Consider the following 18,845-nt stretch of genomic DNA (forward strand, 5'->3'; position numbering starts at 1 on the left):
CCGGACGGGGACGGTTACTTGATGAAGAGGCGACGCGGGTCGACGCCGCCGATCACGTCGTCGTAGACCATGCCGCCGACCTTGGAACCGGCGATCTGGCTCTGCTTGTAGTACGCGGTCGGGACGACGTTGACGCTGTCCTTCACGATGTACTCGTCGAGCTTCTCCCACTCGGCCGCCGACTTGACCGGGTCGGTGATCTTGTTGATCCGGTCGATCTCGCTGTTGATCTTCGGGTCGTTGACCTGGGAGTAGTTCTGCGCGCCGTCGGCGATCACCCGGCCGTCGTACAGCGGCGGGATCACGGTCGAGGAGGACGGCCAGTCGGCACCCCACGCGGTGTGGAAGATGTCGTAGTTGTTGTTGAGCTTGGAGACCTGGTCGTAGTAGGTCTCGGCCGGGATCTCCTGGCGCTGGACGTTGAAGCCGGCCTTCTGTAGGCCCGCCGCCATCGCGGTGGAGTACTGCTGGCCTTCGGGGGTGTTGATGTAGCCGAAGGTCAGCTTCATGCCCAGCTTGCCGGCCTTCTGCAGCAGCGCCTTGGCCTTGGCCGGGTCACCGGCGGGGTTCTTCTTCTTGCCCCACGGGTCGAAGGAGGGGTCGTAGCCGGAGACGGTCGGGGAGATCAGGCCGCCCGCGACCTCCATCGCGTCGGTGCCGCCGTAGGCCCGCACGAACGGGGTGATCGGCAGCGCGTAGGCGATGGCCTCGCGGACCGTCTTGTCCTTCATGGCCGGGTGGCTCATGTTGATGTTCATCTGGCCGACGTACGGCTGGTAGCCCGAGACCGTGCGGGACTTCATCTTCGGGTCCTTGAGGACCCGGGACAGGTTGCCCGCGTCGACCTGGTTGTTGAAGCTGATGCCGGTCTGGTCGGCGCCGCTGTCGGCGAGCAGGGACTTGGTGGAGGTCTCGAACTGCTGGTTGAACGTGATGTTGAACTGGTCCACGTACTGGTGCCGGATCGGGTCCGTCTTCGGGTCCCAGTTGGTGTTCTTGACGAGCACCATCGACTTGCCGGACTTGAACGACTGGATCTTGTACGGGCCGGTCACCAACGGTGCCTTGTCGTACTTCTCCTTGGTGTCGCCCTTTTCCGAGACCACCGAGTAGCCGGCCATGGCCAGCGCGTAGGGCAGGTCGGGGTGCGCGGTCTTGAAGTGGAAGACGATCGTCTTCTCGTCCGGGGTCTGCAGGACGGAGTCGGGCAGGTGCTTGCCCTTGTACGGCCCGTCCGGCAGCAGCTTGCGGTAGGTGGCGCCGGAGGTGTCCGCGAGCCACTGCTGGATGTAGGTGGGGCCCTGGTTGATGAACGACGCGAAGAGCCGCTCGAAGGTGTGGCGTATGTCCGTGGACGTGATCGGAGTGCCGTCCGCGAACTTGATGCCGTCCTTGAGCGTGTACTTCCAGGTCTTGCCGCCGTCGGTGGTGGTGCCGGAGTCGGTGGCGAGGTCGCCGACCACCTCGTGCTGGTGGCCGTCGTCGCTCGTGGCCTTGTAGCCGGTCAGACCTCTGTGCAGCAGCTGTGCGACGGACATCATGTCGGAGACGTAGATCTGGCCCGGGTCCAGGTGCGCGTACGAGTCCCGCTGCAGCACCTCCATCGCGCCGCCGGACTTGGCGCCGGGCACGGGCGCCGCCGGACCGGTGGAGTCGGCCGTGCCGCCGAACTTGATGGACGCCTGCTGGCGCTTGGCGTCCTGCTGGTCCTTCTTGCCGTTGGTGCCGGAGTCGCTGCCGCCCTTGCTGCAGCCGGTGAGCACGAGTGCTCCGGCCGCAAGCACGGAGAGTGCGCCGTATGCGTGGCGTCCGCCCCTACTCATCACGAAGATACCCACCCATCTGTGAAAGTGACGATCCGTGTGGTTGACGTGGTGCCAGGTCAGCGCGCGGTCTTGGGATCGAAGGCGTCTCTGACCGAGTCCCCGAGCAGGTTGAACGCGACGACGAAGATGATCATCGAGACGCCGGGGAAGAACATGTAGGTGATGTCGTTCTGCATCACCAGTTCGGTGGACGCCTTGGAGAACATCTGCCCCCAGTCCGGCGTCGGTTCGACGATGCCGACACCCAGGAAGGACAGACCGGCCTCGGCCGTCACGAAACCGGGCAGCAGGTACGTCGACTGCACCAGCAGCGGCGTGACGACGTTCGGCAGGATCTCCTTGCGGATGATCCGCCACGACGAGGCACCGCTGACCCGGGCCGCCTCGATGAACTCCCGTTCCCGCAGGGCGAGTGCGGTGCCGCGCAGGATACGGCCGAGCCCCATCCAGCCCAGGAACCACTGGACGATGATCAGGGCCACCACCCGGACATAGGTGGGGGTCTCGTCACGGGGGCTGACGAACAGGGAGACCACGACCGGCATGCTCGCGATGAAGAACAGCTGCGCCGGGAAGGCGAGCAGGAAGTCGATGACCCGGCCGATGAAGTAGTCGGTCCTGCCGCCGACATAGCCGGCGGTGACGCCGAGCAGGATGCCGGTCACGACGACGGCGACGGTGACGGCGACGGAGATCATCAGCGAGGTGCGGATGCCGTAGATCAGCTTGGTGAAGACGTCGTAGCCGTTGCCGGGTTCGAGGCCGAACCAGAAGTCGCCGCTGATACCGCCGTTGGGCTGTACCGGCACACCGGCGCTGTCGAAGAGCTCCGGACGTTCGTCCGCGTACACCGTGTACGGGTTCTTGCCGTACAGCTTGGCGATCAGCGGGGCGAGCAGTCCGATCAGGAAGAAGAAGCCCACGACGTAGGCCGAGATCACGCCCGTGCGGTCGCGCTTGAAGCGCAGCCACATCAGCTGGCCGGGAGACCGGCCCGCGAGCTTGACGGCTTCGCTCTTCGTCTCCGGCCCTGGTTCGCCGTCGACGTCGACCGAAGTCCCGCCGCCCTCAATGTCGATAGGACTTGTCACGGTTCGTCCGTTTCAAGGTATGAGTGACTCCACGCGTTCACCAACAAGAGAGGGATTCCGTCTTCCCTCCGACACCCCTGACGGAGGGTCAGACACCCCCTGGTGCTCGTGAGTCGGCGCACTGTCCCCACAGTGCGAGACCCATTGACCCGAGCGCTTCGCGGCTAACTATCTGCCATGGGTCCACCACCGACCACTGCCGGTAGATCTCAATTCAGTCACGGATCGCCGCTAGACCTTCCAAAATCTGGACAAACTGTTCGACGGAAGAAGGCACGAAACGGACTTGTTACATGGGTATCGGGCAGCGATCTCCGCATGCCGGACATAGGGCGCCAGAAAATGGGTTGCAAAAAGCCCGGGTGCCCCCACGATGGGGGCACCCGGGCTCAACTGCGGGTGGATCAGCCGTGCTTGGCGCGGCTCGCGGCGCGCGCCCGCTCCCGCTGGTCGAGGTTGACCTTGCGGATGCGAACGGCTTCCGGGGTCACCTCGACGCACTCGTCGTCGCGGCAGAACTCCAGCGACTGCTCAAGGGACAGCTTGCGCGGCGGCACGATCGACTCGGCCACATCGGCCGTCGAGGACCGCATGTTGGTGAGCTTCTTCTCCTTGGTGATGTTGACGTCCATGTCGTCGGCGCGGGAGTTCTCACCGACGATCATGCCCTCGTACACCTCGGTGCCCGGCTCCACGAACAGCACGCCGCGCTCCTGGAGGTTTGTCATCGCGAACGCGGTGACGGCACCGGAGCGGTCGGCGACCAGCGAACCGTTGTTGCGGGTCTGCAGGGTGCCGAACCAGGGCTCGTGGCCCTCGTGGATGGAGTGGCCGATGCCCGTGCCGCGGGTCTGGGTCAGGAACTCGGTCCGGAAACCGATCAGGCCACGGGACGGCACGACGAACTCCATGCGCACCCAGCCCGAGCCGTGGTTGGACATGTTGTCCATACGGCCCTTGCGGACACCCATGAGCTGCGTGACGGCGCCCATGTGCTCCTCGGGCACGTCGATCGTCATGCGCTCGACCGGCTCGTAGACCTTGCCGTCGACGTCCTTGGTGACGACCTGCGGCTTGCCGACGGTCAGCTCGTAGCCCTCCCGGCGCATGGTCTCGACCAGGATGGCGAGCGCCAGCTCACCACGGCCCTGCACCTCCCAGGCGTCCGGACGCTCGGTCTCCAGCACGCGCAGCGAGACGTTACCGATCAGCTCGCGGTCCAGGCGGTCCTTGACCTGGCGGGCGGTGACCTTGCGGTCCTTCACGGCCGACTTCGCGTCGGCGCCCTTGCCGGTGCCGCCCCGGCCGACCAGCGGCGAGGTGTTCGTACCGATGACCATGGAGATCGCCGGCTCGTCCACCGTGATCAGCGGCAGCGGGATCGGGTTCTCGGGGTCCGCGAGCGTCTCGCCGATCATGATGTCGGGGATACCCGCGACGGCGCAGATGTCACCCGGGCCGGCCTTCTCGGCGGGCTTGCGGGTGAGGGCCTCGGTCATCATCAGCTCGGAGATGCGCACGTTGCTGACGGAGCCGTCGCGCTTGATCCAGGCGACCGTCTGGCCCTTGCGCAGCTCGCCCTGCTCGACGCGGAGCAGCGCGATACGGCCGAGGAAGTTGTCGGCGTCGAGGTTGGTGACGTGCGCCTGGAGCGGGGCCTCCTCCTCGTACGTCGGGGCCGGGATGTGCTCCAGGATCGTGGAGAAGAACGGCTCCAGGCTGTCGCTGTCGGCCGGGACCGTGCCGTCGTCCGGCTTGGTCAGCGAGGCGATGCCGTCACGGCCGCAGGCGTAGACGATCGGGAACTCGATCTGCTCCTCGTCCGCGTCCAGGTCCAGGAAGAGGTCGTAGGTCTCGTTGACGACCTCGTCGATGCGGGAGTCCGGGCGGTCCGTCTTGTTGATGCACAGGATGACGGGCAGGCGCTGCTGGAGCGCCTTGCGCAGCACGAACCGGGTCTGCGGCAGCGGGCCCTCGGAGGCGTCGACGAGCAGCACCACACCGTCCACCATCGACAGACCGCGCTCGACCTCGCCACCGAAGTCGGCGTGGCCCGGGGTGTCGATGATGTTGATGGTGATCGGGTCCCCGCCGTCCTTCGGGTGGTATTTCACCGCCGTGTTCTTGGCGAGGATCGTGATGCCCTTCTCACGCTCCAGGTCGTTCGAGTCCATGACCCGGTCGTCGACCTGGTCGAGCTGGTGGGCGGCGAACGCGCCGGCCTGCTTCAGCATGCCGTCGACGATGGTGGTCTTGCCGTGGTCGACGTGAGCGACGATGGCTACGTTGCGGATGTCGTGGCGCGTGGCCATAAGGTTGCCGTACTCCCGGAGTGTGAGGAAAGCCTGCGCGTACGTCTGCGTTACGCGGGCCCTGCCGGGCTTGACATGCCACGGCCTCACCCCATGTTACGTGGCCCCGAGGGAGTCGGCCTTCCGAGGGTCACGTGCTGATCTCCATGGAGATCAGTTCTTGGGACTCGGGGAGATCCTCGCCCCCTTCTTCAGAAAGCCCATGTCCTCATACACGGGCGTCTGGAACCCGAACGCCCCCACGTTGACAAGATTCTTCCGCACGGCCACCAGCTGAGGCCGCTGATACAGCGGGATGGACCCCGCCGCGGCCCAGATCCTCGCGTCGGCCTTGCGGATCAGCGAGACCGCCTCGCCCTCGTCCAGCGTCGCCGCGGCCTCGTCGAAGAGCTGGTCGACCTGGTCGGTCCCCACCCGTGTGTAGTTCTGCTCGACGTTCACCGAGCCGTCGGCGGCCGGCACCGGCTTGGCGTAGACCGGGCGGTCGTCCGTCGCCGGGAACGCGGAGGACGGCCACGAGTACAGCGCGAGGTCGTAGTCGCCGGAGGCGATATGGTCCTTGAAGTAGCTCTCGTCCGGGACCTTGGTGATCGTCGTCCGGATGCCGAGCCGCTCCAGCATGGCCGAGATCCGCTCGGCGACCGAGTTCAGCGTCTCGGAGCCGGCGCCGGACGGGAGCACGAAGCGCAGCGCGAGCGCCTTGCCGTCCTTGGCGAGCGGGGCCGCCGGCGCGGCAGCCGCTGCCGTGCCCTTGGGGGCGTACGCACCGGGTACGCCCCCGTTCCTGCCCTCCTGCGCCAGGTGCCGGTCACCCCCGTCGCCGTGGCCCCCGCTCTTGCCGTCGCCGTTCTTGCCGTCCTCGCCGACGATGTACTCGCCGTCCCTGCCGCCGTCGGACTTCTCCTCACCGTCGGCCTTGTCCCCCTTGTCCCCCTTGTCTCCCATATCCCCCTTGCCGCTCTCGGCGCCGGCGGCCTTCTCGCCCTTCCTGGCCTCCTTGACCGGGCCGCCCGGCACCCAGCCGGCGTCGGCGAGCAGCGCCTGCGCCTCCTTGGTGTCCTGGCCGCCGACCGCGCCGCTGTCGTCGGCGTAGGCGGCCTGCCCGGACAGCGCGAGATGGCTGCCGACCGGGACGGCGGGCAGACCCAGCGGGGTGAGCACCAGACGGGCCAGTTCCCCGCGGTCCAGGGCGCGGGCGACGGCGCGGCGGACGCGCGCGTCGGCGAGGGGGCCCTCGGAGCCGTTGAGGGCGAGCTGGGTGTAGGCGGGCTCCAGCGATCTGCGGACCTCGACGTCGCGCAGTGCCAGCTGCTCGTCCAGGTACTCGGCGATGGCCTTGTGCAGCTTGCTCTCGCCGGCCCTGGCCGCGTCGGCGCCGAAGTCGTGCGCGAGCGCCCAGGCGCGCAACTTCTTCACGGAGGTCCGGCCGGAGCCCTGCAGCGGGTTCGCGGTGCCGTGGGCGGCGAGCCCGATCCGCTGGGCGTCGGCGGGATCGACGTCGGCGACGTCCACGCTGCCGTCGGCGAGCGCCTCGGCCCGCTTGTCCCGGGGTACGGCGTGCAGCACGATCTGGGACAGCTTGGCGGATCTGCCCCACCAGCGCGGGTTGCGGGTGAGGACGACGTCCTTGCTCGCGGTGTCGACCTTGTCCACCGTGAACGGTCCGGCGGTGACCTTCAGCCTGCGGCGGGCCTCGTCGTTGAAGGCGCCCGGGGTGCCCATGACCTCCTTCGGGTACAGCGGTGAGAACAGCGACTTCCAGTCGGCGTAGGGGCGGGCGAAGGTGACCCGGACCTGGAGGTCGCTGGCGCCGCGCTCGATCTTCTCGATGCGGTCGTAGCCGGCGTTGCGGGCGGTCCAGTAGGCGCTGTTCCTGCCGGACAGGGCGCGCCACTGGGCGAGGAAGTCCGCGGCCCCGATCTCCCGGCCGTCGCTCCAGACGGCCTGCTGGTTCAGCTTGTACAGCACGACCTGGCGCGGCTCGGTCTCGATGACCTTGGCCGACTCCAGGTAGTCGGGGTTGGGTACCGGCCGGCCGCCGGCGTCCAGCCGGAACAGGGAGGGCAGTACGGCCTGGGCGATGCGGTTGGTGCCGGTGTCGGCGTCGGCCTGGAAGGCGTTGAGAGTCTCGGGGACGGCGTCGACGGCCCACTTCAGGCTGGAGCCGTCGGCGACCAGGTCCCGGGCGACCGGGGCGATGTCCTGACCGGCGAGCGGCTTGCCGGCCTCGTCCTCGTCCGAACCGCATCCGGCGAGGAACGGCACGGCCAGCACGCCCGCGGTTACCAAGGCGGTGACGCTCCGTCGACCGTGGGACATCTCTGCTACCTCCGGGAAGCCGCGAGCGTTATGATCACGTTTGGCGGTATATGGAGCTGATCAGATCTATGCGGCCCACTGAAGAGGAAAGGATCCAGCAACAGCGGGCGACACGGCGACCACGCGCGGTAACCTCACCCGTGTGGCGCAACACACCCCGTGATGCACCGATACGCCTCCGCCAATCGGTGCACATGCCTTCACAGAGGCAGGTGTGACGCGCAACACTCCAAGGCGCATGAACGTCGCCGTCCAGGGCCCGCCGGACCCATGGAAGTGAGGCAGGACATGTCCGTGCACGACGACATCACCTCGGTCCAGCGCTCTCTCGACGATCTGTACCGGTCGCTGGGACGTCTGGAGCACCAACTCGGCAGCGGCGGCCTGGAGATGCGCCGGGTCCGGCTGGACGCCGACCATCTGCGCGAGAGCGTGGCGCTGCTGCGGGAAGCGTCCGACACCCAGAAGACCCCGCGCCGCCCGGACCTCGTCACCATCTCCGACACGCCGTACGACACCAGCCTGTGGGTGGGCTCGGACGACGAGGGTCTGGGCGCCCGCGACCGCCACGCCCCCTGATCCCCGAGCCATGGACCCTGAGCCATAGAAGCGGAGCCCCGCCTTGGCCACTGGTACGGAACCCCAACAGAACAGCGGCGGCGTACGGACCGGTACGCGCGCCGCGATCACCGCCCCGCATCTGCGGACCGACCGCTGGTGGCTGGCGCCCGCCGTCACCGCGGCCGGTCTGTTCGCCTTCGTCGTGTACTCGACCTGGCGGGCCTTCGCCAACACGCACTACTACGCGGCGCCGTACGTCTCGCCGTTCTACTCGCCGTGCCTGGCGCAGAACTGCCGGACGATGCGCGCCGGCCCGAACGCCGACCTCTTCGGGAGCTGGTGGGGCATCTCCCCCGCCATCATCATCCTGATCTTCCCGCTCGGCTTCCGGCTGACCTGCTACTACTACCGCAAGGCCTACTACCGCAGCTTCTGGGCGTCCCCGCCCGCCTGCGCGGTGGCCGAGCCGCACCGGAAGTACACCGGTGAGACCCGCTTCCCGCTGATCCTGCAGAACGTCCACCGGTACTTCTTCTACGCCGCCCTGCTGGTCGCCGGTGTGCTGACCTACGACACGGTCCTGTCCTTCCGCGACACCCACTACCGGTGGGGCCACATGGGACTGGGCACCCTCGTCTTCCTGGTCAACATCGTGCTGATCTGGGCGTACACCCTGTCCTGCCACTCCTGCCGGCACATCGTCGGCGGCAAGCTCAAACACTTCTCGAAGCACCCGGTGCGCTACCGGGCGTGGCAGTTCGTCGGCAGGCTCAACGCCCGCCATATGCAGCTGGCGTGGGCGTCGCTGCTGAGCGTGGCACTCGCGGACTTCTACGTCTATCTCGTCGCGTCCGGGGTCTTCGCCGACCCGCGCTTCTTCTAGAGACCCAGTGAGGATCTGAGCCGATGTCCGTGGTCGACCGCCAGGAGTGGGACGTCGTCGTGGTCGGTGCCGGTGGCGCCGGGCTGCGCGCCGCGATCGAGGCGCGCGAGCGGGGCGCCCGTACGGCGGTGATCTGCAAGTCGCTGTTCGGCAAGGCGCACACCGTGATGGCCGAGGGCGGCATCGCCGCGGCCATGGCCAACGTCAACGAGCACGACAACTGGCAGGTTCATTTCCGCGACACCCTGCGCGGCGGCAAGTTCCTCAACCAGTGGCGGATGGCCGAGCTGCACGCGCAGGAGGCTCCGGACCGGGTGTGGGAACTGGAGACCTGGGGCGCGCTGTTCGACCGCACGAAGGACGGCCGGATCTCCCAGCGCAACTTCGGCGGCCACGAGTATCCGCGCCTCGCCCACGTCGGTGACCGTACGGGCCTGGAGCTGATCCGTACGCTGCAGCAGAAGATCGTCGCCCTGCAGCAGGAGGACTTCAAGGAGACCGGGGACTACGAGTCCCGACTGAAGGTCTTCCAGGAGTGCACGGTCACAAGGATCCTGAAGAACGGCGATCGTGTCTCCGGGGTCTTCGCCTACGAGCGCGAGACCGGCCGCTTCTTCGTCCTGGAGGCGCCGTCGGTCGTGGTCGCGACCGGTGGCATCGGCAAGTCCTTCAAGGTCACCTCGAACTCCTGGGAGTACACCGGCGACGGTCACGCGCTGGCGCTGCTGGCCGGCGCGCAGCTGCTGAACATGGAGTTCGTGCAGTTCCACCCGACGGGCATGGTCTGGCCGCCGTCGGTGAAGGGCATCCTGGTCACCGAGTCGGTGCGCGGCGACGGCGGGGTGCTCAGGAACTCCGAGGGCAAGCGGTTCATGTTCGACTACATCCCGGACGTGTTCAAGGAGAAGTACGCCGAGTCGGAGGAGGAGGGCGACCGCTGGTACGAGGACCCGGACCACAACCGGCGCCCGCCCGAGCTGCTCCCGCGTGACGAGGTCGCCCGCGCCATCAACTCCGAGGTGAAGGCGGGCCGGGGCTCGCCGCACGGCGGGGTCTTCCTGGACGTGTCGACACGTATGCCGGCCGAGGTGATCCGGCGCCGGCTGCCCTCCATGTACCACCAGTTCAAGGAGCTGGCGGACGTCGACATCACGGCGGAGGCCATGGAGGTCGGGCCGACCTGTCACTACGTGATGGGCGGCATCGCGGTCGAGTCCGACACGGCGGCGGCGCGCGGCGTGCCGGGCCTGTTCGCGGCCGGTGAGGTCGCGGGCGGCATGCACGGCTCCAACCGGCTCGGCGGCAACTCCCTCTCGGACCTGCTGGTGTTCGGCCGCCGCGCGGGCTGGCACGCGGCCCAGTACGCCCAGGCGCACCAGCGCCCGCCGGTGGACGACGCCCAGGTCGACGCGGCGTCCGCGGAGGCCCTGCGGCCCTTCTCGGCGGAGGCGGGCCGGGAGGGCGAGGCGGGCCCGCCGGAGAATCCGTACACCCTGCACCAGGAACTCCAGCAGACCATGAACGACCTGGTCGGCATCATCCGCCGAGAGGGCGAGATGGAGCAGGCCCTGCACAAGCTCGGTGACCTGCGGGTACGCGCCCGGCGGGCCGGCGTCGAGGGCCACCGCCAGTTCAACCCGGGCTGGCACCTCGCCCTCGACCTGCGGAACATGCTGCTGGTCAGCGAGTGCGTGGCCCGCGCGGCACTGGAACGCACCGAGTCGCGCGGCGGTCACACCCGCGAGGACCATCCGACGATGGACCGCGCCTGGCGCAATGTGAACCTGCTCTGCGCGCTCGCCGACCCCACCGGCGGCCTCGCGGCGACCGACCCCGGCCGCGGCCAGATCCGCCTCACCCGCGAGAACACCGACCCCATCCGCCCGGACCTGCTCGCCCTCTTCGAGAAGGAGGAGCTGGTCAAGTACCTCGCCGAAGAGGAGCTGTACGAGTGAGCAGCTACGAGGCCCGCTTCAAGGTGTGGCGGGGTGATGTGCAGGGCGGTGGCCTCGATGACTTCACGGTCGAGGTCCACGACGGCGAAGTGGTCCTGGACATCGTCCACCGCCTCCAGGCCACCCAGGCGCCCGACCTGGCCGTGCGCTGGAACTGCAAGGCAGGCAAGTGCGGTTCGTGCTCGGCGGAGATCAACGGCCGCCCGCGCCTGATGTGCATGACCCGTATGTCGGTGTTCACCCGCGAGGAGACGATCACGATCACCCCTCTGCGCACCTTCCCGGTGATCCGCGATCTGGTGACCGATGTCGGCTTCAACTACCAGAAGGCCAGGGAGGTCCCGTCCTTCGTGCCGCCCGCCGGTGCCGGTCCCGGCGAGTACCGGATGATGCAGGAGGACGTGGACCGCTCGCAGGAGTTCCGCAAGTGCATCGAGTGCTTCCTGTGCCAGGACACCTGCCATGTGGTGCGCGACCACGAGGAGAACAAGACGGCGTTCGCGGGCCCGCGTTTCCTGATGCGGATCGCGGAACTGGACATGCACCCGTTGGACGCGGCAGCGGAATCCGGCCTGGACCGCAGAGGCACGGCCCAGGACGAACACGGCCTCGGCTACTGCAACATCACCAAGTGCTGCACGGAGGTCTGCCCCGAGGGCATCAAGATCACCGACAATGCCCTGATCCCCATGAAGGAACGCGCGGTGGACCGCAAGTACGACCCGCTGGTGTGGCTGGGCTCGAAGATCAGGAGGCGGACGCCGTAGCACCGTGGAACAGGTGCATGGCGTCTTCCAACCGCTCCCGGGAGGCGGCAACGCGCGGATCGCCGTAAGCGGTACCGCCGTTGCCGATCACCGCGACCTTGCCGTGAGCGGCGGAGCGGCAGGCGCGCAGGGCCCGCAGGGTTCGGAGAGTTCCCGCAGCGCCGGTCCGGCCCCCTTCGGGTCCCGGCGCAGGGCGTCCTCCAGACTGCCGCCGGGCAGGTCCTCGACGACGGCCGCGGCTGCCTCGGGGCCCACGTGGAGCAGGCGCCCGGTGCGGACGCCAGCGGCTGTGAGACGGTCGTGGGCCGGGGTGAACAGGTCGGCTCCGCCGGCGCGTGAGAAGGAATCGCGGGGATCGGCGTCGGGCAGGTCCCCGTAGTCCTCGTCCGGCGACCAGACGTAGGCGATCGCGGCACGGGCGAGTGGTTGGAGGTCGGCGACGGGCCGGGGCTGTCGGTTCCCGGTCACCGGCCCCGGTCTTCCGCTTCGGCCCCGCTCAGTGAACCCAGTTTTCCCGGTAGGCGCGCCAGTCGGCCTCCGTCGCCGCGAAGTCGACGTACAGCGCGACACCGAAGCGGACGCGATCGGCGTCGGTGCGGGACAGACCGAGGCGGACACCGCGTACGGCGGCCGGGACGGTCTCCCCGCGGGCCCAGTGGCCGAAACGGTTCTCGTGGTAGAAGGGCAGGCCCATGAGCAGGTCGGTGGTGTCGGGGGTGACCTCCAGGGCGAGGCTCGTCTGCTGGGCCACGTAACCGCCGTAGAGACTCGGCAACGGCTGCATGGTGTCGTACGACATGACGGCGATCTGGTCCACACGGCGGGCCACCTGCCCGAAGAAGGACTGCGACCACCACTTGGGGTGACCGGTGGTCGTGCCCCAGAAGGAGTGGAACGCGGGCAGCGGGTCGATCTGGTGGGCGGCGACGGAGAGGACGGCGTGCCGGGCGTGGGTGAGGGCGCGCAGGTCGTCGAGGAGGGCGAGGTAGTCGCGGTCGCCGGAGTGCAGCGGCTCCAGGTCGACGTGCACGCCGTCGAAACCGGCGGCGAGGACGCGGCGGGTGGAGACGAGGATCGCGGCACGGGTCCCGGCGCGCTCCAGGCGCAGCCCGTCCGGGCCCTCGGTGGCCAGCTTGTCGCCGAGCCAGGCCTGGACCCGGACGCCGGGCGCCGCGCGGTGCAGGGCCGATGTCAGCCGGCGGGCCTTCGGGTAGGCGGAGTCGGGAAGCGTGCCGTCGTGCTCCAGCGGGCCCGAGTGGACGTACAGGTCGCGGATGCCGGTGTCTTTCAGCCGGCGGACCAGGGCTTGGACGTCCTGGTCCGTCTTACGGCCGTCTACCCAGGCGTGGCCGAGCCAGAGGGCGTCCTGGTGGCGGGTGGTGGTGCCGGGTTCCGGGGTGCCGGTGTAGTTGATGCGGAGGGCGGTTTCGGCGGTGAGGAGGGGGACGAGCAGGAGGGTGAGGGTGGTGAGGGCGAGACGGAGGGGGCGACGCGCGCGGGGGGATCGGCCGGAGCGGCGGGCAGGGCGGATACCGAGGGCTTGGCGGGCGCGACCGGTGCGGGGGGCTTGGCGGGCGCGGTGGATCCGGAGCACGAGTGGGCCGGCCGTCCCGGATCGGGCGCCCCTGCGATCACCGTCCTCCTCACCTGTCCCTCCCGTCTCGCCCTCACCCACCTCTCCGCCGTCCACTCCGCCCTCGTCCACTCCTCCGCCCTCGCACATCCCTCTGCCGTCCACTCCTCGGGTGTCCATTTCTGACCGCCTGCCCTTCTCGTCCCCCACCCGTATCCGTCCCGCTCGCGAAGGTGTCTACCTGCCCATACGCTCCGAAATGTGACGTCCTCCCTGATTCGGGGCCGGCCCCGGCGCGCCACGGCGCACATACGGGTGCGGGTGGCGCGGGCCGTGCTGGGCGCCGTGGCCGGGGCCGGGTGGCTGGTGCTGCCGGTGATGACGGTCGGTGCGGGAGATCCGGTTCCGGCGGCGCCCGCGGGCACGGTCGCGAGTGCCGCCACGCCGCAGCAGGGCGGGACGTCCACGGCCGACCTCGTGCTGCCGCTCGTCGCGGGGGTGGCGGCCGTGGTGCTCGCCGGATACGGCTACCTGCGCCGCACCCGCCGTGCCCGTACCCGCACGACCCCCGGAACCGTCTCCGCCGCCCCGCCGGCCCCCACCCCGGCCGACTCCGAGCGCCAGGCCCGGGCGGCGCTGGTCATGGCCGACGACTGCGTACGGACGAGCCGGGAGGAACTCTCCTTCGCCCAGGGGAGGTTCACGGACGCCGAGACCGAGCCCTTCGTCCATGCCCTGCGGGCCGCCGAGACGGAACTGACGGCCGCGTGCGCGATCTGGCGGCGGTACGAGGAGGGGGTGCCGCAGGACGCCGCCGCGCGTCGGCAGGCGCTGGTCGGCGTGGTCGGCCGGTGCGCGGAGGCGGGACGCCGGCTGGACGCGGAGGCCGCCGCGCTGGACGTGTTGCGGGAGTTGGAGGGGCCGGGGCTGGCCGGGGCGCTGGAGACGGCCGAGGGACGGTTCCGGGCTCTGACGGCACGCACGGTGACCGCCGAGGACACCCTGACGGCGCTGCACGACCACGGCACGCCCGCGGCCACCGCGCCCGTCACCGGGTACGTCGAACAGGCCAAGGACCGCCTGGTGTTCGCCACCGTCCGGCTCAACGAGGCCCGCCAGGCGGCCGAGGCGGGTACCGGCGAACGGGCAGCCGGGCAACTGCGCGCCGCAGAGGGAGCGGTGGCCCAGGCCGAGGTCCTGGTGTCCGGGGTGGAACGACTCGCGAGGGAACTGCGGGAGGCGGCGCGACTGGTGCCGGCCGCGCTGACCGGCGCCGAGTCGGTGCTCGCGGCGGCCCGGCACGGGGGCGCCCACAAGCCTCTGACCAACGGTGAACTGCGTGCCCGGCTGGCCCACGCGGACGGCGTCCTGGCGGCCGTACGGGAGGAACTGACGGCGGGCCCGTACGACCCGCTGGACGCCCTGCGCCGGATCGCGCGGGCTGTGGAGCGACTGGAGACGGGCCACTTCGGCGCGCCGGCCGCCGCGGCACTGCTCGTGGCGCGGAGTTCCGTCGCCGGGGCGGACGGGTTCGTCACGACGCACCGGGGCGCCGTGGGCCCGGAGGCACGGGCCCTCCTCGCGCAGGCGGAACGGGAACTGGGCGCGGGCCGCGCCGACCGCGCCGACTCCCTGGCCCGCGAGGCCCGGGACCTGGCCGAAAGGGACGTGCGAGCCCACGGCAACCCCTTCGCTGGCACCGCCGGAACCGAGCCGGGGCTGGCCGGTGCGGTCCTGGGCGGCGTACTGCTGGCAGAACGACAGGACGGAGGCCCCCCGACAAGCTTCGGCGGCCCCACCACACGGGCACGCCGCGCCGCAGAGCACTCCTGACCCCCCGTAAGTACGTTTGCATTATGGCCGGATCTCGGTGCAGGTCTGCCCGATAAGCGATGCGGACGTACAGGGGGCGGCGAGCGTGATCAAGCCGGAGGAGATTCCGCAGTTCACGGGTGATCTGNNGCTGAAGAAGGATGCCGGGCAGATCCGTTCCACGGGTGCGGATGGAACACTTCAAGATCTAGTCCGAGGGGAGCAAGTGGTCACCCGCATCCCCCGCCATGAGTTCCGCACAGACAACGCGGAGGAACTCATGACGCCGATCGTCAAGAGCACGAAGGACGGTGAGTTTCCGACCTGGGAAGCCTGGGTCACCGCCATGCAGGTCGGCTGTGGGCTCTTCGCCGCCGGTACGGCCACCGAGGGCCCCGTGGCCTGCCGTGTCGGCAGCTCGGGCGAGGTGAAGCACCTTCCTGCCACCGGTCCCCAGGACTATCTCCACGCTGGTAACTGGCTCACCTCCTTCTACCTGGCGGTGATCTGCCGCGACAACGACCGGGTCAACCAGCTGGCCCAGGTGCCCGTCTCCTTCCTGCGTGCGTCCGGCGCGGAGTTCGACGAGTACGTCTACGCCTGGGTGGAAACCCTGCAGAACCTCTGGTTCGGGCGGCAGGAGACCTGGGACACCCTGACCATCGCCATCAACGGCACAGCCCCCGAGGCCGCCCAGATCGCCGGCCCGGAACTCATGCTGAAGATCCTGTATCCGCCGCTCGAACTCTGCCACCGCTATCTGCGCCGGGAGACCGAACAGTTCAACGCGTCCCTGGTGGACGCCCTCACCTGGCACAAGGAGTACTGGACAGCGAACGAGGCCCGCTCCCTCAGCGGCGAAGGCCTGGTCGCCCTCGCTCCGCTCGCCATCGCGTGCATGGCCTACGACGCCGATATGCCGATCGACGTCGAGTCCGAGTACATCCCGAGGGCCCTACTGCGGCGGTCCTGGGTCGGCGAGTACCAGACCTGAGTCGCGCGCTGGGCGGGCTCCATCGATCTGAGCGACGCCCAGCGCATCGCGCGCCAGGCACGCCATGGCCGAGGGGCTCGTGTCAGAACAGACTGAGCAACGCCTCCGCCGGATCGGTGAGTCCCGTCTCGCCCCCCGGCAGCGGCAACTCGAACCACACCGTCTTTCCGCGAGGCGTCCGGCGGGAGCCCCAGGCCGCGCTGAGCAGGCCGACGAGTTGGAGGCCGCGGCCGCCCTCGTCGGTGTCGCGGGCGCGGCGGCGCCTGGGCTGGACGAACCCGGAGTCCCAGACCTCGCAGACCAGGGTGCGGTCAAGGAGGAGCCGTAGGCGGATCTCGCCCTCGCCGTATCGAAGCGCGTTCGTGACCAGTTCGCTGACCAGGAGTTCCGTCGTGTCGACCAGGGGCTCCAGGTCCCAGCTCACCAGCTGTGCCCGGGCGTACTCACGGGCCCGGCCCACACTGCGTGGCTCGCGTGGGAGCGTCCAGTCGCCGACGGAGTCGGCCGGCAGGCCCTGCACCCGGGCCATGAGCAGCGCGATGTCGTCCTCGCCGTGGTGGGTGTCGAGGGTGTTGAGGACGTGGTCGCAGACGTCCTCCAGAGGACTGGAGGGGTCCGTGAGGGCGCCTACGAAGGCCTGCAGGCCCTCGTCCAGGGGGTGGTCGCGGGACTCGACCAGGCCGTCCGTGTAGAGGGCCAGCAACGCGCCCTCGGGGAGTTCCACCTCGACCTCCTCGAAGGGCTCACCGCCCACGCCCAGCGGCATGCCGGGCGGCACGTCCAGCATCAGGGCCGGCTCACCGGGCTCGACCAGGACCGGCGGCAGATGGCCCGCGTTGGCGAACGTACAGCGTCTGGTGACGGAGTCGTACACCGCGTACACGCAGGTCGCCAGGTAGACCTCGGAGAGGTCGGCGTCGCGGGGCTGGCGGGCCGTGCGCGTGGCCTGCTGGACGCCACCCGGGGTGCCGAGGCCGCGTGCGATCTCGTCCAGTGCGGAGAGAACCTCGGCCGGTTCGAGATCGAGGAGGGCCAACGTCCGTACCGCCGTACGGAGTTCACCCATGGCCACCGCCGCGCGCAGGCCTCGGCCCATCACGTCGCCCACCACCAGCGCCGTACGGTGGCCGGGGAGTTCGATGACGTCGAACCAGTCGCCGCCGACCTCGGTGGCCGCGTTGCCGGGGAGGTAACGGCAGGCGATGTCCAGGCCGGAGGCCTCGGGGTCGCCCGGCGGCAGGAGTGACCGTTGCAGGATCAGGGCGCGTTCGTGTTCCCGGCGGTACAGGCGCGCGTTGTCGATGCACACGGCCGCGCGTGCGGCCAGCTCCACCGCGAGGTCCCGGTCGCGGTCGCCGAACGGCTCGCTGCCCTTGGTGCGGGCGAAGCGGGCGAGGCCGACGACGGTGTCGTGGGCGACCATCGGAACCGCCAGCGTGGACTGTACGAGGCTCCCGTCCTCGGCGGGGACGTGTTGCGGGCGGGCGGTGCGCAGGGCGTCCGCGCAGGGTGAGTTGAAGGGGAAGTGGTGGACCGCGCCGACCGCGACGGGGTCGGCGGAGCCGGTGAAGGGCACGTCCGAGACGGCGCTCGCGAAGGCGACGCGGCGCAGTTCGGCACTGCCGTCGGTGAGGCCGGGCGGGGTCTCGTCGCCGGTGAGCAGTCCCTGGTAGAGGTCGACGGTGGCGAGGTCGCAGAAGCCGGGGACGACGACGTCGAGGAGTTCCCGGGCGGTGGTCTCCAGGTCGAGGGAGTTCCCTATGCGGGCGCCGGCCTCGTTGAGCAGGGCGAGGTTGCGGCGGGCGTTCGCGGCCTCGCGGGCGGCGGCCCGGCGGGCGGTGATGTCGGTGCCGAGCCAGGCGATGCCGATGGGGCGCCCGGTGCCGCCGTGTACCCGGTAGAGGTTGACGGACCAGTGCCGGCGTTCCTCGGAGCCGGGGACATGGCCCGTGACATGCATGTCGGTGATGGACTGGCCGGACTCCAGCACCCGCCGCAGGGTGGCCGAAACCCGTTCGGCCTCGCCGCGCGGCAGATAGTCGTGCACGCCGTTGCCCCGGTGGTCGTCCGGGGTGCCGCCGAAGATGGAGGCGAACCGCTCGTTGGCCCGACGGACCCTCAGATCGATGTCGATCAGCAGGAATCCGAACGGCGACTGGCCGAAGATGGCCTGCGAGGCGGCCAGGTCGGTCTCGATGCTGCGCAGGGTACGGACGTCCACGACGATGCAGACGGCGGCCTTGTCCCCCTCGGCGGTCCGGGTGGGCATGACATAGACCTCGGCCAGGCCCTCCTCACCGCGCGTGCCGTCGGCCCTGTCCGGCATCCGGAAGGGCACGACCCCGGTCCACTCCCGCCCGTCGAGGATTTCGGCCATCTTGCGCTGGCCGCGCTCGCGCAGGTCGGGGTCGATGAAGGCCTCTATCGGGTCCATGCCTACGGCGCGTGCGGCGGGGACGCCGAAGAGCTGCTCGGCGCGCAGGCTCCACTGGTCGACCAGCCCGCCGGGGCTGATGGAGAAGGACGCGACCTTGATGTAGTCGTAGATCGAACCGGGCGGACTGCTCTGCCACATGGCGTCACCGGTTGCCGCGGCGGCCTCCGCGGCCTGGTTCCTCGCGCCGTCCGACGGGTCCTCGGACTCCGTGGCCTTCGCTGGTATCTCGCTCACGCGAACCGTCCCCTCCAGCTCACCGCGTCCGGCACCGGTCACCGGAGGCGGCTGCCCGCAGTATCCAGCACTACGGCGCCG

At 69.7% G+C, this 18,845-nt stretch carries 13 protein-coding genes; 6 read left to right on the forward strand and 7 right to left on the reverse strand.

Annotation, left to right across the window (positions count from 1 at the left end; translation table 11 throughout):
- Window positions 1-14: 14 nt before the first annotated feature.
- The 4 genes from AV521_RS25660 to AV521_RS25675 form a co-directional block, all read right to left on the reverse strand.
- A complete protein-coding gene (locus tag AV521_RS25660; RefSeq protein WP_076091193.1) occupies window positions 15-1,823 on the reverse strand; it encodes an ABC transporter substrate-binding protein in 1,809 nt (602 codons plus the stop codon).
- A 59-nt stretch (window positions 1,824-1,882) separates the two neighbouring features.
- On the reverse strand, window positions 1,883-2,917 hold the full coding sequence (locus AV521_RS25665; RefSeq protein WP_076091086.1) for an ABC transporter permease: 1,035 nt from the start codon (window positions 2,915-2,917) through the stop codon (window positions 1,883-1,885).
- Between the two features lie 404 nt (window positions 2,918-3,321).
- Entirely contained in the window at window positions 3,322-5,229 is a 1,908-nt protein-coding gene (typA, locus tag AV521_RS25670) for a translational GTPase TypA (protein WP_076091089.1), read from the reverse strand.
- Between the two features lie 153 nt (window positions 5,230-5,382).
- Entirely contained in the window at window positions 5,383-7,548 is a 2,166-nt protein-coding gene (locus AV521_RS25675) for an ABC transporter family substrate-binding protein (protein WP_076091091.1), read from the reverse strand.
- Window positions 7,549-7,836: 288 nt separating this feature from the next.
- Between AV521_RS25675 and AV521_RS25680 the strand changes: the two genes are divergently transcribed.
- The 4 genes from AV521_RS25680 to AV521_RS25695 are packed head-to-tail and all read left to right on the forward strand — an operon-like array spanning window position 7,837 to window position 11,714.
- Window positions 7,837-8,127: a hypothetical protein gene (locus tag AV521_RS25680; RefSeq protein ID WP_076091195.1), complete on the forward strand. Its 291-nt coding sequence runs from the start codon at window positions 7,837-7,839 to the stop codon at window positions 8,125-8,127.
- Window positions 8,128-8,170: 43 nt separating this feature from the next.
- Entirely contained in the window at window positions 8,171-8,992 is an 822-nt protein-coding gene (locus AV521_RS25685; RefSeq protein ID WP_076091093.1) for a hypothetical protein, read from the forward strand.
- Between the two features lie 23 nt (window positions 8,993-9,015).
- Complete coding sequence (locus AV521_RS25690; RefSeq protein WP_076091095.1) at window positions 9,016-10,947, forward strand: fumarate reductase/succinate dehydrogenase flavoprotein subunit; 1,932 nt, start codon at window positions 9,016-9,018, stop codon at window positions 10,945-10,947.
- Entirely contained in the window at window positions 10,944-11,714 is a 771-nt protein-coding gene (locus AV521_RS25695; RefSeq protein WP_076091097.1) for a succinate dehydrogenase/fumarate reductase iron-sulfur subunit, read from the forward strand. Before AV521_RS25690 ends, AV521_RS25695 begins: the two co-directional genes overlap by 4 nt.
- Window positions 11,715-11,801: 87 nt before the next feature.
- Here AV521_RS25695 and AV521_RS25700 read toward each other — a convergent pair whose 3' ends face one another.
- Window positions 11,802-12,182 carry a hypothetical protein gene (locus AV521_RS25700; RefSeq protein ID WP_076091099.1) on the reverse strand — a complete coding sequence of 127 codons (381 nt, stop codon included), beginning with the start codon at window positions 12,180-12,182 and terminating at the stop codon, window positions 11,802-11,804.
- A gap of 28 nt (window positions 12,183-12,210) precedes the next feature.
- Window positions 12,211-13,467 carry a hypothetical protein gene (locus AV521_RS25705; RefSeq protein WP_256725676.1) on the reverse strand — a complete coding sequence of 419 codons (1,257 nt, stop codon included), beginning with the start codon at window positions 13,465-13,467 and terminating at the stop codon, window positions 12,211-12,213.
- 81 nt (window positions 13,468-13,548) lie between these two features.
- Between AV521_RS25705 and AV521_RS25710 the strand changes: the two genes are divergently transcribed.
- Both AV521_RS25710 and AV521_RS25715 read left to right on the forward strand, forming a co-directional pair.
- A complete protein-coding gene (locus AV521_RS25710; protein ID WP_076091101.1) occupies window positions 13,549-15,120 on the forward strand; it encodes a hypothetical protein in 1,572 nt (523 codons plus the stop codon).
- Between the two features lie 259 nt (window positions 15,121-15,379).
- Window positions 15,380-16,093 (forward strand): immunity 49 family protein, encoded by a 714-nt coding sequence (locus AV521_RS25715; protein ID WP_079249403.1) that lies wholly within the window; start codon window positions 15,380-15,382, stop codon window positions 16,091-16,093.
- Between the two features lie 82 nt (window positions 16,094-16,175).
- Here AV521_RS25715 and AV521_RS25720 read toward each other — a convergent pair whose 3' ends face one another.
- Window positions 16,176-18,764, reverse strand: coding sequence for a SpoIIE family protein phosphatase (locus tag AV521_RS25720; protein ID WP_076091105.1), 2,589 nt, complete (start codon window positions 18,762-18,764; stop codon window positions 16,176-16,178).
- Between the last annotated feature and the right edge of the window lie 81 nt (window positions 18,765-18,845).

Origin of the sequence: Streptomyces sp. IMTB 2501 (genome assembly GCF_001953885.1) — a bacterium.
Taxonomy (GTDB): domain Bacteria; phylum Actinomycetota; class Actinomycetes; order Streptomycetales; family Streptomycetaceae; genus Streptomyces.

What these genes read in the sequence shown, in the direction of transcription:
- typA (WP_076091089.1), bottom strand. Translation starts at nt 5,229, where the DNA reads ATGGCCACGCGCCACGACATCCGCAACGTAGCCATCGTCGCTCACGTC.
- AV521_RS25705 (WP_256725676.1), bottom strand. Translation starts at nt 13,467, where the DNA reads ATGGACACCCGAGGAGTGGACGGCAGAGGGATGTGCGAGGGCGGAGGA.
- AV521_RS25660 (WP_076091193.1), bottom strand. Translation starts at nt 1,823, where the DNA reads ATGAGTAGGGGCGGACGCCACGCATACGGCGCACTCTCCGTGCTTGCG.
- AV521_RS25680 (WP_076091195.1), top strand. Translation starts at nt 7,837, where the DNA reads ATGTCCGTGCACGACGACATCACCTCGGTCCAGCGCTCTCTCGACGAT.
- AV521_RS25715 (WP_079249403.1), top strand. Translation starts at nt 15,380, where the DNA reads ATGACGCCGATCGTCAAGAGCACGAAGGACGGTGAGTTTCCGACCTGG.
- AV521_RS25690 (WP_076091095.1), top strand. Translation starts at nt 9,016, where the DNA reads ATGTCCGTGGTCGACCGCCAGGAGTGGGACGTCGTCGTGGTCGGTGCC.
- AV521_RS25675 (WP_076091091.1), bottom strand. Translation starts at nt 7,548, where the DNA reads ATGTCCCACGGTCGACGGAGCGTCACCGCCTTGGTAACCGCGGGCGTG.